Source organism: Mesorhizobium helmanticense (assembly GCF_003034915.1).
Taxonomy (GTDB): domain Bacteria; phylum Pseudomonadota; class Alphaproteobacteria; order Rhizobiales; family Rhizobiaceae; genus Mesorhizobium; species Mesorhizobium helmanticense.
Genome location: NZ_PZJX01000003.1, coordinates 73,587 through 89,661, shown reverse-complemented (window position 1 = coordinate 89,661; position 16,075 = coordinate 73,587). Strand labels below are relative to the sequence as shown.

General features: G+C 62.5%; 13 protein-coding genes and 1 tRNA gene. 11 read left to right on the top strand and 3 right to left on the bottom strand.

The genetic code is table 11. The annotated features are described in order from the left end of the window. The first annotated feature begins 4 nt into the window (after positions 1–4). On the top strand, positions 5–850 hold the full coding sequence (locus C9427_RS01105) for an aminoglycoside phosphotransferase family protein (protein WP_107647391.1): 846 nt from the start codon (positions 5–7) through the stop codon (positions 848–850). Here C9427_RS01105 and C9427_RS01100 read toward each other — a convergent pair. Next, entirely contained in the window at positions 840–1,931 is a 1,092-nt protein-coding gene (locus C9427_RS01100) for a COX15/CtaA family protein (protein ID WP_107647390.1), read from the bottom strand. The genes C9427_RS01105 and C9427_RS01100 overlap by 11 nt on opposite strands. Positions 1,932–2,085: 154 nt before the next feature. Here C9427_RS01100 and C9427_RS01095 point away from each other — a divergent pair, with 154 nt between their 5' ends. Continuing rightward, positions 2,086–2,301, top strand: coding sequence for a DUF2842 domain-containing protein (locus tag C9427_RS01095; RefSeq protein WP_107647389.1), 216 nt, complete (start codon positions 2,086–2,088; stop codon positions 2,299–2,301). 4 nt (positions 2,302–2,305) lie between these two features. On the opposite strand, the gene C9427_RS01090 is transcribed toward C9427_RS01095, so the two are convergent. After that, a complete protein-coding gene (locus C9427_RS01090; protein WP_107647388.1) occupies positions 2,306–3,364 on the bottom strand; it encodes a polysaccharide deacetylase family protein in 1,059 nt (352 codons plus the stop codon). Positions 3,365–3,454: 90 nt separating this feature from the next. Here C9427_RS01090 and C9427_RS01085 point away from each other — a divergent pair, with 90 nt between their 5' ends. Continuing rightward, a complete protein-coding gene (locus C9427_RS01085; protein WP_107647387.1) occupies positions 3,455–4,684 on the top strand; it encodes a GNAT family N-acetyltransferase in 1,230 nt (409 codons plus the stop codon). 69 nt (positions 4,685–4,753) lie between these two features. Here C9427_RS01085 and C9427_RS01080 read toward each other — a convergent pair whose 3' ends face one another. After that, on the bottom strand, positions 4,754–7,006 hold the full coding sequence (locus tag C9427_RS01080; protein ID WP_107647386.1) for a GumC family protein: 2,253 nt from the start codon (positions 7,004–7,006) through the stop codon (positions 4,754–4,756). 300 nt (positions 7,007–7,306) lie between these two features. Here C9427_RS01080 and C9427_RS01075 point away from each other — a divergent pair, with 300 nt between their 5' ends. The 8 genes from C9427_RS01075 (at position 7,307) to C9427_RS01040 (ending at position 16,061) form a co-directional block, all read left to right on the top strand. Beyond that, on the top strand, positions 7,307–7,870 hold the full coding sequence (locus C9427_RS01075) for a polysaccharide biosynthesis/export family protein (RefSeq protein ID WP_006332663.1): 564 nt from the start codon (positions 7,307–7,309) through the stop codon (positions 7,868–7,870). A gap of 10 nt (positions 7,871–7,880) precedes the next feature. Continuing rightward, entirely contained in the window at positions 7,881–9,011 is a 1,131-nt protein-coding gene (locus C9427_RS01070; protein ID WP_107647385.1) for a glycosyltransferase family 4 protein, read from the top strand. Positions 9,012–9,114: 103 nt separating this feature from the next. Continuing rightward, positions 9,115–10,650 (top strand): undecaprenyl-phosphate glucose phosphotransferase, encoded by a 1,536-nt coding sequence (locus tag C9427_RS01065; protein WP_107647384.1) that lies wholly within the window; start codon positions 9,115–9,117, stop codon positions 10,648–10,650. Further along, entirely contained in the window at positions 10,646–11,971 is a 1,326-nt protein-coding gene (locus C9427_RS01060) for an O-antigen ligase family protein (RefSeq protein ID WP_245436954.1), read from the top strand. The genes C9427_RS01065 and C9427_RS01060 overlap by 5 nt, the downstream gene beginning before the upstream one ends. Positions 11,972–12,375: 404 nt before the next feature. After that, positions 12,376–13,056, top strand: coding sequence for a type 1 glutamine amidotransferase (locus C9427_RS01055; RefSeq protein WP_107647383.1), 681 nt, complete (start codon positions 12,376–12,378; stop codon positions 13,054–13,056). Positions 13,057–13,164: 108 nt separating this feature from the next. After that, positions 13,165–13,241: transfer RNA gene (locus tag C9427_RS01050), tRNA-Pro, on the top strand. A 265-nt stretch (positions 13,242–13,506) separates the two neighbouring features. Further along, on the top strand, positions 13,507–14,730 hold the full coding sequence (locus tag C9427_RS01045; protein WP_208636323.1) for a YcaO-like family protein: 1,224 nt from the start codon (positions 13,507–13,509) through the stop codon (positions 14,728–14,730). Continuing rightward, entirely contained in the window at positions 14,727–16,061 is a 1,335-nt protein-coding gene (locus C9427_RS01040; protein ID WP_107647381.1) for a TfuA-like protein, read from the top strand. Before C9427_RS01045 ends, C9427_RS01040 begins: the two co-directional genes overlap by 4 nt. Positions 16,062–16,075 lie beyond the last annotated feature (14 nt).

The following is a 16,075-nucleotide window of genomic DNA, read 5'->3' as shown; positions in this document are numbered from 1 at the left end:
GGCTTTGAGTCCGACGCCGAACTTCCCGCGCCGCTGGAAGCTCGCCGGCGGCGCGGAGCTGATCGCCGAGACCTTTTCCAGCCGCATCTGGAAGGTTGTTCGCGCCGACGGCTCGCCGGCGATCGTCAAGGCACTGAAACCTTTCGACGACGTCGCCGACGAGTTGCGCGGCGAGCATTTTCTCGCCTGGCGGCGCGGCCAAGGCGCGGTGCGGCTGCTTGCTCGCGATGGCCACAACATGCTGCTCGAATATGCCGGCGAAACCCTTTTGTCGCGGGTGCTGGACGAGCAGGGCGACAACGCCGCCACAGCGATCGCCGCCGAGGTGATGGCAAGGCTGTTCACGCTGTCAAGGCACCCTGCCCCGCCAGACCTTCAGCCACTCAGGGAACGCTTCGCCAGCCTGTTCAAGAAGGCCAGGATCGATCGCGACGACGGCCGGAACAGCCTCTATGTCGAAGCGGCGGCAACTGCCCAGCGGCTGCTGGCCAATCCGCATGATGTCAGGCCGCTGCATGGCGACCTGCACCATGATAACATCATGCACGGGCCACGCGGCTGGCTGGCGATCGACCCGAAGGGCGTTCTCGGCGATCCTGGCTTCGACGCGGCGAACACGTTCTACAATCCGCTCGGCCGCGACGATCTTTGTCTTGATCAGCAGCGGATTTCGCACATGGCCGAGATCTTCGCCACGACGCTCGGCCAGACGCCCCGCGCCATTCTCGACCACGCCATCGCCTACGGCTGCCTGTCGGCCTCATGGCACCATGAAGATGGCAACGAGACCGAGGAGAACCGTGAATTGGCCATTGCCACGGCAATCCGAGGCGTTCGGATCAGCCTCTGACCGCGATCTCGTTGGGCAGTGGATAGGCGCCTTTGGTGCCTCGCCAATGAGCGGCGGCAAAGCCGAGCAGGACAAGCGCGAAACCCTGATGCGTCAGCGCCATGTGCAGCGGCACATGCATCAGCAGCGTGCCGATGCCGATCGTAGCCTGAACCAGCACCAGCAGGAAGAGAAGCGTGGCACGGCGGGCATGCGTTGTCTTGGGTTGGCGGCGATGCGTCGCGATCATGTGCCAGAGCGCCACGACGAAAACCGTATAGGCGCCGAGACGGTGAACGAACTGCACCGTCTTGGGGTTCTCGAAAAAATTGCGCCATGCCGGCTCGAGGAGCAGCAGATCGCCGGGGATTATTTTCCCGTCCATCAGCGGCCAGGTGTTGTAGGAAAGACCGGCATCGAGCCCGGCGACGAGCCCGCCGAGATAGATTTGCACCAACGCCAGAAGCACCAGGAAACCGGCCAGACGCTGTGTCGAGCGGTCGGCCGCGGGTTCGGAGTGCGGAGCCAATCCACGCGCGACGACCATGGTCGCGGTGAAGATCAGCGCCGCAAGCGTCAAGTGGGTCGCCAGCCGGTACTGGCTGACGGAGACCCGGTCGACCAGCCCGGATGCCACCATCCACCAGCCGATCCCTCCCTGCAGGCCACCGAGAAGCAAGATGCCGACGAGCTTTGGGCCAAGGCCGCGCTCGATGCGGCGCGTCATCCAGAAGAACAGAAGCGGCAAGGCAAAGACCACGCCGACGCTGCGTGCGAGAATGCGGTGCACCCATTCCCACCAGAAGATCGATTTGAACGCTTCGAGGCTCATGCCCTTGTTGAGCTCGGCATATTGCGGGATCTGCTGGTAGCGCTGGAACTCGTCCTGCCATTCGGCGTCGTTGAGCGGCGGGATGACGCCATGGATCGGCTGCCATTCGGTGATCGACAGACCGGACTCGGTGAGCCTTGTGGCGCCGCCGACCAGCACCAGCGCAAACAGCACCAGAAGCACGACATAGAGCCAGCCACGCAGCAGCGCCCGGTTGTGCAGGTCGCGGTCGCGGGCCATGTAGGGCGCATCAGTTGATATGGCAGCCATGGGGCTCGTCCAGGCAGGTTGAAGTGGCGGATTGGTGAACTATCGCAACCCGGCTGGCAAGACCAGACAGCGCGGCACGCCGTCGCGCCGCTTGTCTCGGGTTGCGAGTCCCTGTCTCAAGGCTTATTCGAGGCGCTTGAAAAGAGGCTGAGCCATGCCCATTCGCCTGAAAAAGCTGATTGGAACCTTCCTGCTGGTGGCGCTGGTCATCATCTATGCCTTGGTCGCGTCGATCTTTGCGGTGGCCCAATTGTCGGAATCGGGCCCGCTGGTCCATTTCCTGTTTTTCTTGTTCAGCGGACTGCTTTGGGTGCTGCCGGCAATGGGCATCATCAAATGGCTGATCCTGGAGCCGCGGCCGAAGGGCTGAGGCGCTAGATGGTGACAACCATCTTGCCGGCATTGGCGAGCGGCGTCGTCACGCCCGACAGCATGGTGCGGATATGGGCGACGCTCTGGTAGCGGCCGTTGACCGAAATGCGCGGCAAGGCGTGTAGGAAGCGTGAATGTTCGGCGCGCAGCACGCCGTGGCGGGTCGTCACCGCCGAGGCATAGCCGGCGTCGCGGGCAAAACCGACTTCACGGCCGCCGACGGCGCTGGCATAGCCATAGGGATAGGCGAGATGGCGCGGCTCCTCGCCGAGTTCCGCTTGCAATATGCGCCTGACGTCGTCGACCTCGTGGCGCGCATCGGCTTCGGAAAGCCGCTTCAGATTGCGATGGTGGATGGTGTGTGCGCCGATCGTCACCAGCGGATGCGCGGCGATAGCGCGGATCTCGTTCCAGTTCATCAGCGTGCTTGAGCGCAATGCTTCCAACGCGATGCCGTTCGACCGGGCCAGTTCGCGCAGCACCGTGCGCTGGTCCTCCTCGCGAACTTCCAGCGTCAAATGGGTGTGCAGACGCACATTGGCCTGCAGTTTCTTGTCCGGTGAAGAGCAATCGATCGTCACCGGACCGTCCGGCGTCGCCAGGATCAAGCGATCGCGCGCGTTGATGATGTCCTCGATCACTTCCCACCATAGGTCGGCGGCACCGTCGATCAAACCCGGCGCGACATAGATGGCGATCGGCGCGCCGTGCTTTTCCAGCACCGGGAGCGCCTCGGTCATGTTGTCGCGATAGGCGTCGTCGGCGGTGATCGCCGCGAACTGGCCGCCCTTGCCGCCAGACTTGATGCGCTCGATCGCCTCGTCCATGGCGACGAAGGTGTAGCCATTCGCCTTCATATCGGCAACGACGGCGTCCAGAAACTCGGGCGCTATGTTGAGATGCCGGTTGACGCCATGCGGCTTTTCCGGCGTGGCGGTAACCCGGTGCAGCATCAAAATGGCGCCGATGCCGCCGACAAAGGGCTTCGCCAGCGGGGCAAGGCCACTATAGCGCGCGACGTTGAGCGCCAGTTTCCGAATTGCCTCGCCCCCGTCGATCATTCATTCACCTTTTGCGTCTAGGCTCATCCAAGCACGGAATGCGCCTGCGCGTACCCCAAAACGCGATGAATACGCCCCAAGGATTGAGGTATGGTTGACGCCACCGCGTCATTTGACGGCAATCGGCTTGCGGCCAGCGAGGCGTCGCCGCGTGCGCTGCCAATCGACGCAATCAACCTGTCCGTTTCGGCCGCCGATGGCGCGGCACTTGCGGCCTATGCCAAGTTCTGCCGTTCGGCCCTGTTTGCACCGGCGCAGAGCGCGGCCTGGATCCTGAATTGGGCTGCCGAGACCGGGGCGGACGTTCTCGTGGCAACGCTGAGCACTGGAGACCGACCGGTTTTTGCGCTGGCGCTGGAAGTCACCCGCCGCGGACCGTTCCGCGTCGCCCGGTTCGTGGGCGGACGCCATGCCAACGGCAATTTTGCCGCCGCCGATCCGCATTGGCTGGCCAATGCCGATGGTGAGGCCATTCGATCGGTGCTGAGGGCGATTGCCAAGGCGCGGCCGGACATCGACCTCGTCGCGCTGGAACGCCTGCTGCCGGACCTGGACGGCATTGCCAATCCACTCGCATCCTTCCCGCATTTTCCGAGCCCCAATCTGTCACTCGCCGCCGATCTGGCGGGAGGTTTCGATGCACTGCTGTCGCGCGCGAGCGGCAAGCGCAGGCGCAAGAAGCACCGCTCGCAGATGCGCAAATTCGAAGCCGTCGGCAGCCACCGCCGCATCGAGGCCAAAACACCGGAGGAGGTGAACAGGCTGCTCGACGCCTTCTTCGAGATGAAGGAATTCCGCTTCCGCAAGATCGGTGTCGCCAATGTCTTCGGCGAGCCTGAGGTTCGCGCTTTCTTCCGCGCGCTGTTCATCGGAGCGCTTGCCGAGGAGAAACCGTCTTTCGTTCTGCATGGGCTCGAAGTCGCCGGCAAGCTTCGTGCCGTCACCGGGTCGAGCCGCTCGGGCAAGCGCCTGATCTGCGAGTTCGGGGCGATCGCCGAGGACGACCTTGCCCATACCAGCCCCGGCGACTTCCTGTTCTTCGACAATATCGAGGAGGCCTGTGAAACAGGCTTCGAAATCTATGATTTTTCGGTCGGCGACGAACCTTACAAGCGGCTGTGGTGCGATATCGAGACGCAGCATTTCGAGGTGCTGTTTCCCTTGACGCTGAAGGGCCGCGCGCTGGCGCTTGAGCTGCGGCAAGGTGCGCGGCTGAAAAGCTTCATCAAGAACAGCCCGACGGTGTGGAAGCTGACCAAGAGGTTGCGTCGCAAGACTGTCGGACAGGCCGCGCCTGTCACCAACGAAGACGACAACTAACATCGCTGGAACCTGAGATCTCTCAGAGTTCGCCCAACTCAGATCACCCGAATAGGATTATCGAAGGTCTCAGGCGGCGGAGCGCCGTCCCGGCACTGGCGTGCCCGGCGTCACGTGACCGACCGGCGTCACCAGCGTCAGGTCGGGATAGCCGCTCTCGATCAAGCTGACCGCGGCCTGCGTCACCTCGTCGTCCGGCTCCAGCATGGACAGGAAGACTTCGGTGCCCTCGCCCACCAGCCGGCTGATGCCTTGCGCGTCGGCAGGGCCGCATTCGACCACGACGAGATCGTAGGCGGTGGTCAGCGACTGCATGATGATAGGCAGACGGTCGGCAGCGCGCATGGCGCGGATCGGATCGGCGGTGCCGACGGGAATGACGTGGCAGTCCGAATAAAGATCGGGATGGATCACGTCACTGAATTGGGCTTCGGAAGCGAGCAGATTGGTGATGCCCGGGAACAGCCCGCTCTCCAGCATCGGCCGCGAGGCGGCGCCCGAAGCGGTGAGATCGAGCAGGAGCACACGCAGGCCGGCGTCAGAGACTTCGCGTGCGACCAGCACCGCCGAGGCGGCGGCTTCGTCACCTTCCGGCGAGACGAATATGGCACGCGCGGCACCGGTTGAGATCAGTTTCTCCGCCGCCCTGTCGATGTCGACCTCGCCGAGCGTGGCGCGCGGCGATTCGGCAGGCTCGTATTCAGCAGGCTCGTACCCAGCAGCAGCTTCCGCCGCCGAAACCGTATCCGGCTCGGCTTCGGCCTCAGTGGCATAATCCCACGCCTCCTCTATTTCGCCAGCCATGGGGATTTCGGCAGCCATGGGCTCCCGTCGCACAACCAGGGGCTCCTGGCGGACAGCCGTTGGCTCCTGCTGGACAACCGGCATGGCGACCTGCTCGATCCGTTCGAAACGGGCACCGGCGGCCGGCCGCATGGCGCGGCCCGAAAACAACTCCTTGAGAAGCGTCACGATCGCCATGAGCAACAACGAGCCGACGAAGGCCGCGCCGACAATCGGCAGGATCTTCGGGAAATAAGGCTCCGACGGTACCTGAGCAAGGGAAACCACACGCGCATCGACAGGCAGGTAGTTGCGATCGTTGCGCGACGCCGCCGCCAGGTAGTTGGCCTGGTATGATTCGAGCTGCTGGCGTCGGGCGGTCGCGTCACGCTGCAAGGCATCCAGTTCGACCTGCTCTTCGCCGGCGCGTGCCGATGCGGCTTTCAATGTATTGACATCAGCGACGAGCTGTTTTTCGCGTGCCTGCGCGGTCTGCGCCTGCGTCATCAGCCCTTTCATGATCTTTTCCGCTTCGTTGCGGATCTGGCGATCGAGATCGGCAAGCTGCGACTTGAGCGCCCGGATGCGCGGATGATTGTCGAGCAAGGTGGTGGAGAGATCGGCGATATTGGCCTTGAGCTCGACCTGCCGCTCGCGCAGACGCTGTATCAACTCCGAGGACAAGACCTCGGGCACCGCATCCAGCGAACCGCCGCCCCGCAACGCGTTGCGCACGCTTTCAGCTGTCGCCTCCGCCGCGCCCCGGTTGGCGCGTACCCGCGACAGTTCGCTCGACAGTTCGGAAAGCTGCTGTGTGGCCAGAACCGAATTGTTGCCGCCCATCAGAAGATCGGATTGTGCCCGGTAGGCGGCAACCTTGGCCTCGGCATCCTTCACCTTCTGCTGCAGATCGGCGATTTCCGGACCAAGAAAGGCGGTGGCGGCAGAGTTCGATTTGATCTTCGCACTGCCCTGGCTGGCGATGTAGGCTTCGGCGATCGCATTCGGGATGGCCGCGGCAAGCTTGGCATCTTCCGAGGAAAACTCGATGGCGATTATGCGCGTTTTTTCAACGCTGTAGACATTGAGCTTCTCGCGCATCTTTTTCAGCACGCGCTCTTCCACCGGGATCTCTTCCGGATCGCTCTTTAGACCGGCAATGACGAGAAATTTGCTCAGCGCCGACATGTTGGCCGCGTCGTCGAATTCAGGCAGCCGCGCCAGGTTGAGCTTCAAGGCCACCTGGTTGAGGATGTCGCTTGAGGAAACGACCTGGACCTCCGTGGCGATCCCTTCCTCATCGAGAATCGGCTTGTCGTTGTCGTTGGTATTATTTGGCCGAGTATAAACGGATTCGCCTGTCTCGATCTTGATCTGCGTCTCGGCCTTGTAGTGCGGCGTGGCGAGCCAGGCGAGCGCGTAAGCCAGGCCGGTTACCAGAAGCGCAACGACAAGAATACGCAGCCAGTTCCTCGCAAGGCTTGCGAAGAGCTGCCTGAGATCGACGTCGACATCTGCGGCCGCGGACTGAACGGACATGCATCCCTACTCCGATACTTAGAGCGTGCCGCGTCTGAGCCGATTCACTTTTGCGCGACAGCATTAGTCAGCACGCACCGTAAACAACTATGGTAACTCAGCCGTTAAGATCGGGGTAAGCACCTGTTAGGCTTTGCCGGCGGGCGGCAAACAAAGCCGCGAACCCGATGCCGCTTTGTCGATTTGCCGCCCTATCGGCCGCGCGCCTTTACCGCCCATTAACCCTAACAGGATGATAACGGACCTCGATCGTTAAGGTTTGCCCCATAGTCGCGGGCCATTGAAGGTACGGGTCCGGTCATGAAAAGCACTGCTTCCCTCTTCCGTGCGCTGCTTGCCGTGTCGATGCTGGCCGGTTGCTCCAGCTACCGGCCGACGCCAGCGGCTTTCCACAAGATGCTCGACCAGCCCTATCGCCTTGGCGCCGGCGACCGCGTCCGCGTCACGGTGTTCGAGCAGGATGGATTGACCAACACCTACAATGTCGACCAGTCCGGCTACGTTTCATTGCCGCTCGTCGGCGCCGTGCCGGCACGCGGCCACACCGCCCAGCAGCTTGAAGGCGCGATCGCCGACAAGCTGCGCCAGGGCTATCTGCGCGATCCGGATGTTTCGGTTGAGATCGACCGTTACCGGCCGATCTTCGTCATGGGTGAAGTGGGCGCAGCAGGCCAGTATTCCTACGTTCCAGGCCTGACGGTGCAGAAGGCGGTTGCCATCGCCGGCGGCTTCACACCGCGCGCCAACCAGGAAAGCGTCGATATCACCCGCGACATCAACGGCAAGGTGATAACCGGACGCGTGGTAACCTCCGATCCGCTTCTGCCCGGCGATACAGTCTACGTTCGCGAACGCCTGTTCTAGAACCAACGACGTGGCGGACACACTCAGGATCGTCCACTGCTTTCGCTCACCCGTCGGAGGGATTTTCCGGCATGTGCGCGACCTGACCGAGGCGCAGGTCGCTGCCGGTCATTCCGTCGGCATCGTCTGCGATTCGACGACAGGCGGCGATTTCGAGGAACATTTGTTCGAAAACATGAAGGACAGCCTGGCGCTGGGCATCCATCGCACGCCGATGCAGCGGCATGTCGGACCGGGCGACCTCGCGTCGGCGTGGCGCACCTTCAGGATCATCAAGGAATTGCGGCCGGACGTGCTGCACGGGCACGGCGCCAAGGGTGGCGCCTATACCCGTCTGTTCGGCTCATTGTTGCGGGTATCAAGGTCTCGCGTAGCCCGCTTTTATTCGCCGCATGGTGGCTCTCTCCACTATGACGAAACCACCGGCACGGGAAAACTGTTCTTCGCGCTGGAACGGTTCATGGCGCGCTTTACCGACTGCCTTCTATTTGTCTCGGACTATGAAAGGCGGACCTACCGCAGGAAGGTCGGCGAGCCGCCCATTCCGAACAGGCTGATCTATAATGGCCTGCGCGCCGCCGAGTTCGAGCCGGTGCGGACCGGGCGGAATGCGGCCGACCTCCTCTATATCGGCATGATGCGCGACCTCAAGGGGCCGGACATCTTCATCGACGCCCTGGTTCTTGCCGGAGCACGGCTTGGCCGGCCGTTGAAGGCGGTGATGGTCGGCGATGGCGACGACCTGCCACGTTATCACGCGCAGGTGACGCGGCTCGGCCTCGACGGCCATGTGCGCTTCCTGCCGCCGATGCCGGCCAGGTCCGCCTTCGCGCTGGCCAAGCTGGTTGTCGTCCCCTCGCGGGCGGAAGCCATGCCCTATATCGTGCTGGAGACGCTGGCGGCCGGCAAATCGATGATCGCCACCGCCGTCGGCGGCATACCGGAAATCTTCGGCGCCGGTTCCCCTGCCCTGATCCAGCCCGATGCGCGCGAACTTGGCGACAGGGTGAGCGAGGCGCTGGCCGACCCCAAGGTCTACCGGCATCTGATGCCCGATAGAACCGACCTCAAGGCGCGCTTCGGCGCCGATGTCATGGCCGCCGAGATCGAGACGGCCTATTTCGCCGCGCTCGGGCGGTAGCATCGAATCCCGGCCTCGCAGACCGCTCCAAAGCCACCTGTTGTTTCAAGGGTTTCTTAGCTCTCTTTTGCTATTCACCTGAGGCGAAGCTAGCGGATATCCCATGAACGAGATCGATCCAGCGCGCCGCTTTTCGATAGACGCGGTGCGCAAATTCGACGGCCCGGCCGGTCGCGATACGACTGGCGGGATGAACGACGTTGCCCGCCAGGTCGCTTCGCAATACAGGCGCGATACGATGTCGCCGATCATGGTCAGCGGCGTCCTGCGCATGGTCGAATTCGCGCTCCTGTTCCTGTCGGGCCTATGCGTCTATTTCCACTATGTCGGCTTCTTCACCTATCTTGCATGGCAGTATCCGCTGACCATCGCCGCCGCCTCGCTGCTCGCCGTGGTGCTGTTCGATGTCACCGACTGCTACCAGATTGTCTCGCTGATGCGGCCGATCGCCAATTTCGGCCGTCTGCTGCTGGTCTGGGCCGGCACCTTCGCCCTGATGGCGCTGACCGCATTCGTCATGAAAATGTCGGAAGACTATTCACGCCTGTTTTTCGGCACCTGGTTCGTCATCGGGTTCGTGCTGATCTTCGGTCTCAGGCTGGTGATGTCGAAGCTGATCCGACGCTGGGCGCGCGATGGGCGCATGGAGCGCCGCGCCGTTATCGTCGGCGGCGGCAAGACGGCGGAAGCCCTGATCCGCTCCGTCGAACGGCAGCCCTACAACGACATCCGCATCTGCGGGATCTTCGATGACCGCGGCGACAAGCGCTCGCCGCCCATCGTCGCCGGCTACCCCAAGCTCGGCACCATTTCCGAACTCATCGAGTTCGCCCGCATCGCTCGCATCGACATGCTGATCGTGTCGCTGCCGCTGACCGCCGAATCGCGTGTCCTGCAATTGCTGAAGAAGCTTTGGGTGCTGCCGGTCGATATCCGGCTCTCCGCGCATTCGAACGCACTGCAGTTTCGCCCGCGCGCCTACTCCTACATCGGCTCCGTGCCGATGCTCGACATTTTCGACAAGCCTATCAACGACTGGGATTCGGTCGCCAAGCGCGCCTTCGACATCGTCTTCTCGATTATCGGTATCGTCGTGTTCTCGCCGGTGATGCTGGCGACAGCGATCGCCATCAAGCTCGACAGCAAGGGGCCGGTGCTGTTTCGCCAGAAGCGGCATGGCTTCAACAACGAGATCATCGAAGTCTACAAGTTCCGCTCGATGTACACGGACAGGGCGGACCCGACGGCCAAGCAGACGGTGACCAAGAACGATCCGCGCGTGACCCGCGTCGGCCGATTCATCCGCAAGACCTCGATCGACGAGTTGCCGCAGTTTTTCAATTCGCTTTTTGGTTCGCTGTCGCTGGTCGGCCCGCGCCCGCACGCCATTGCCGCCCAGTCGCACAACCTTCTCTACAATGAGGTGGTCGATGGCTATTTCGCCCGCCACAAAGTCAAGCCCGGCGTGACCGGCTGGGCGCAGATCAATGGCTGGCGCGGCGAGATGGACACCAATGAGAAGATCCGCATGCGCACGGAATACGACCTCTATTACATCGAGAACTGGTCGATGCTGTTCGACCTCAGGATCCTGTTCCTGACACCGGTGCGGCTGCTCAACACGGAAAACGCCTATTAGCGCTATCCCCCATGAATTGCCGCCGGCCGCGATCAACGCCAAGCTGATCGCGCTGATTTCGTCAGGTGCGGTTTTCCTCGGTGTCTTCCTGTCCGGCTTCGTCATTGCCGAGCCGGCGCCCTACGACCTCTATATGGTCGGACTGATGGTGGTGTGGGGCTTGTTCGGCCTGCGCATATCGCGCGCGGCGGCGCCGCTCACGGTGTTGCTGGTGATCATGAACATCGGCGGCATGATCTCGATGACGCAGATGTCGGACCTCGCCAACACGCCGCTCTATCTCGCCGTATCGCTGTTCCTGGCCTTCACCGCGGTGTTCTTCGCCTCGGTGACAGCGGTCCAGCCCAGCCTCTATCGGCTGATCTTCCTCGCCTATGTGGTCTCGGCGGTGCTGACCGCGTTGCTTGGCATTGCCGGCTATTTCCATGCCTTCCCGGGCGCGGAGATCTTCACCAAATACGACCGCGCTGCCGGCGCTTTCCAGGACCCGAACGTGTTCGGGCCGTTCCTGGTGCTACCCGGCATTTACCTGCTCTATCTCCTGCTGACCGGACCGGTCTCACGCATGCCATTGCTGGCGGTGCCGCTGCTGGTCATCACGGCCGGCATCTTTTTCTCGTTTTCGCGCGGCGCCTGGGGCATGTTCGGCGTTTCGGCGATCCTGCTCACCGGCTCCCTGTTCCTGCAGAGCGCCAGCGGCAAGTTCCGGTTGCGCATCGTCGTCATGACCATCGCAGCCATTGCGCTGCTGGTCATCGCGATGCTTGTCATCCTGCAGCTTCCGGGCGTTTCGGAAATGTTTTCCAGCCGCGCCCAATTGGAACAGAGCTACGACACCGCCCGCCTCGGCCGCTTTGCCCGCTACGCGATCGGTTTCCAGATGGCGCTGGAACACCCGCTCGGCATCGGACCGCTCGTCTTCGGCACGATCTTCGGCGAGGACACGCACGACATATGGCTGAAGATGCTGATGGACTATGGCTGGCTCGGCTTCGTGTCGTTCCTGGCGCTGACCTTGGGGACCATCGCTGCCGGCTTCCGCATCCTGCTGCGCGACAGGCCGTGGCAACCCTATCTCCTGTGCGCCTATGTCGCCTTCATCGGCAATATCGGGCTCGGCACCTTCATCGACATCGACCACTGGCGCCATGTCTATCTGCTGCTCGGACTGATCTGGGGAGCGATTGCGCTGGAATACGCCCATCAGCGGCGGGTGCGGCTGGTGCCGGGGCCAGGGCGTGATGGACTTTTGGAGGGAAATCAGAGTCTTGCAATTCGAGATGTGACGGTAAGTCGCCACCTCAAGCCTGGCTCTCAGTGAACCCATTTTCCGACTAAATGCCTTACATCACTTAAGATCAGTCGGAGGATTGGATTATCGAAATACCAAAAACCCGCTGCAAGACAGGCCGTGACAATGATGACCGGATAGAGCGGGTCGAAGAGGAAGTTGAGCGGATGACGTTTGACTTTTCTCGACCGCTTCCGATCTCTGCCAAATTCAAATTCGTCGCCCAAAGCTCGCCCATCTATCCGACAATGGACCACGCTTAGCGATAGGGAATTAAGAATTTGTATCAGTCTCTCCTAATATACTGAGCCATCCCCCCTAAGTGGCCGCCGCGGAAAATGCGCCAGCCCGATGCCGGCCGATGTGTTGACCCTCACGATCGGCGCTCATAGACTCGGCCCTGAGTTTGTGGCCGTGCAGTGAAAGATACCTCTGTGAAGCGCATATTGCTGGTGAGGCACAATGAGGATCCAGGGGACGATGGCGTCCAGACTACGCTGTCTGCGAGCGGCCACGAAATCTCCACCGTAAAGCCCTTCAAGGGCGAACCGATCGATCTCGGCGGAATTGATGGCGCGGTTATCTATGGCGGCCCGTTCAGTGTGTTCGACACCGACAGCCATCCGTTCCTCAACGACGAATCCAGGCTGATCGGGCATTGCCTCGAAGAAGGCCTGCCCCTGCTCGGCATTTGCCAGGGCGCCCAGCAAATCGCCTGGCATCTGGGCGCGCATGTCGGGCCGGTGGCAAGCGGCGTGAAGGAATTCGGCTACTACGAGGTCACACCGACGGCACAGGCCGGAGACTTTCTCGACCGACCGCTGTTCCTGCCGCAAAATCATTGGCACACCTTCGGCTTGCCAGCCGATGCCGTGCACCTGGCGTCGAGCGAGGCGTTTGCGAACCAAGCGTTTCGGGTCGGCGAGACGACCTTTGCGCTGCAGTTTCATGCCGAGCAGGGTCCGGCGGGCTTTCGCCGCTGGCAGGCGAGGCAAGATGCCCCTTACGGTGATTTGGGTGTCCAGGGGAGAGCGGAGCAGGACCTGTTGATGGAGGCCCACCATCAGGCACAGAGCGCCTGGTTCAGCGGCTTTGTGTCCAGGCTTTTCGGTTGAGGCGGCTTCGCGCCAAGGCGCGTCCACAAGGCGAGACCCGAACCTCCTTGAAGGCGTCGTTTTAGCGCTTGCGCCGCAACCCTCGAATATATATGGCTTTGCGCGGTCCGGAGTGTAGCGCAGCCCGGTAGCGCACTTGACTGGGGGTCAAGGGGTCGTCGGTTCGAATCCGGCCACTCCGACCATTAAATCCTTGAAATCCCCAACACACTTTGAGCGCGCCTCGCGGCGGCGCTTCGCTGTTTCGGAACCAAAGGCGTTCAAACCGTCCGTTTCGCAACGCAGAGTCAACCGAGACTGTCCCAGCAGCTGAACCCGGACGAGCATGCCGAGGAAAACAGCGAAGGCAACGGCTCCACGGCTACGCCCCTCCAGCGAGGCCCGCTCTGTTGCGGGCCGGCGGAAATCGTTAAGGTCACGCGATCTCTCGGGGTCCAGGAGTTGGTGTCGTTGGCGAATGGCGCGTTGCCGGGAACTTCTTATCGCGCGGAAGGCGCTCGCAGTGCGATTGCCCGGGTGCGCCCGCACTGGGCGCGAATGGGGATCACCAGGGTCGCCAATGTGACCGGGCTTGATCGCATAGGCATCCCGGTGGTGATGGTGTGTCGCCCCAACGCCCGTTCCCTGGCGGTGTCGCAAGGCAAGGGCATCGACCTGGATTCAGCCACGGCTTCCGGGCTGATGGAATCGGTGGAACTTTACCACGCGGAACACATCGAGCGCCCTCTGAAGCTCGGCAATATGGCTGAACTCTCTCATTCGCACCGCTTCGCCGAGATTGGGAGGCTGCCTCGCATCTCCCGCAGGCCATTCACGAAGGACATCGTGACGCTATGGATTGAAGGCCGGGACATGATCTCCGGTGAGGCGCGTTGGCTGCCGTTCGAGTCGGTGCGGGCGAACTTCACCGTCCCCCCGCCTCTTGGAAGCGGCTTCTTTGACTGCAGCAGCAACGGACTCGCTTCTGGAAACACATTCGATGAAGCGATCCATCATGGGATTTGCGAGGTCATCGAACGCGACGCGACTGCCCTGTGGAACCAGATGCCGCCCGCTCGCCGCCGGCGCACCAGTGTCGATCTCGACAGCGCGCCGGACGGCCCGTGCCGCGATGTGTTGAAGAAGCTCGAAAACGCGGACTTCGAGGTTGCGGCCTGGGAGACGACCTCCGACGTTGGCGTGCCGGCCTTTTTCTGCCTGATCGCTGATCGCCGGGACCGAAACAGCCACTACGGCATAGGCGCGGCAGCGCACCCGGTGCCGGAGACCGCCTTGCTGAAGGCACTCATCGAGGCCGCGCAGGTGCGAACGACCTATGTATCGGCAGCACGAGACGATCTGGCCGCCGAGGAGTATTCGGAAACCTATCGAGAGAACCGACGCCGGCGCGCTGAGAGATTGCTGGCCGAGCGCTCCGCCACGAGGCGAATTGCCTCCGCCGGAGGCAGGGCTGCACAAGGTGCACCGAATGTGGGGATTGCGCAGAATGTGGCCTGGCTGATCGAAAGGTTGCAGGCAGCAGGCGTAAACGAGCTCATCACCGTTGATCTGGCCAAGGAGGACATCGGTCTGCCTGTCGTTCGCATTGTGATACCTGGCCTCGAAGGCCCGGACGATCATGACGCCTATGTGCCGGGCGAGCGAGCCCGCCGAATGTCGGATGAGGGAGAATGAACCCGGTCGTCTTTTGCGGTCCGAGTCTCAGCGCGAAAGACGTCGCGCCATACAGTGGATTCGAATTCCGCCCCCCCGTGCGCCAGGGAGACCTTTATGCCGCCACGCGCGGCAGCCCCAGAGCGATCGGCGTCATCGACGGCTATTTCGACGGTCAGCCGGCGGTCTTGCACAAGGAGATACTTTGGGCCTTGACGCGCGGGATCGCCGTATTTGGTGCGTCCAGCATGGGCGCACTCCGCGCCGCGGAGTTGCATTCGTTCGGCATGCGCGGCGTCGGGCGCATTTTCGAAGCATATCGCGACGGCGAACTCACCGACGATGACGAGGTCGCGCTTATCCATGGCCCGCCGGAGGCCGGATACATCCGGCTGAGCGAGCCGATGGTCAACATCCGCGCGACGCTCGAGACGGCGGTCGCACAAGGAATCGTCGACATGCCGACAGCTGCGCGCCTGGCAGCTTCGTCCAAGGCGCGGTTCTATCAGCATCGAACCTGGCCTGACGTGCTGGCGGATGTCGGCGATCCGCGAACGGCGGAGAAGCTGGCTGTCTGGCTGCGAACCGGAAAGGTCGACAGGAAGCGCGAGGACGGGTTGGAACTGCTCAAGGAGATGGATGCCTTTGTCCGCGGTGGCGCCACGCCGGCACCTCCCGACTTCCATTTCGAGTGGACGGAAAGCTGGCACAATGCGCCCTGGCGACGTGAAGCTGCGTGGATCGGCGGCGAAGTCACTGCTGAAGAGGATGCCATTCTCGATGAGCTCCGGCTGCGCGGCGAGTATCGGCAGGTGCGCCGCGATGCGTTGCTTCGCCTGCTCGTCCGCGGCGATACGGACGCGGCGGCTGATCGCGACGCGATCAGGAGGGCGATGGGCGAGTTCCGCTCGCGGCGCGGGCTTATGCGGCAAACGGACGTAATCGACTGGGTGCGCGAAAACGGAACGGATCTTGCGGGGCTGGAGCGCAAGATCGGGGATGATGCAGCCGTCGAGACGCTGGCGCGAGACCGCGATGCCGAGCTGCATCAAGGCATGCTCGACCGGTTGCGCGAACTCGATCTCTACACCGGCTATCGCAAGAACGCCCTGGCCAGGCAGCGTCCCTCGCCATCGTCATCCGCGCCGATGCCCCGTGCCCTGCTGGCAGCCTGGTATTTCGAGACACAGCTCGGCCGACCCGTTCCTCGAGACATTGCCGACTATGCCATCTCCATCGGATTGCCCGGCGTCGACAAGTTCTATGACCTGCTGGCTCATGAATATACGTTCACGGCCGGCCGCAATGCGTCCGATGACTCTGGCCTGACTGACGAAAACGGGCTAACTTGAAAGCGCATTCGCCG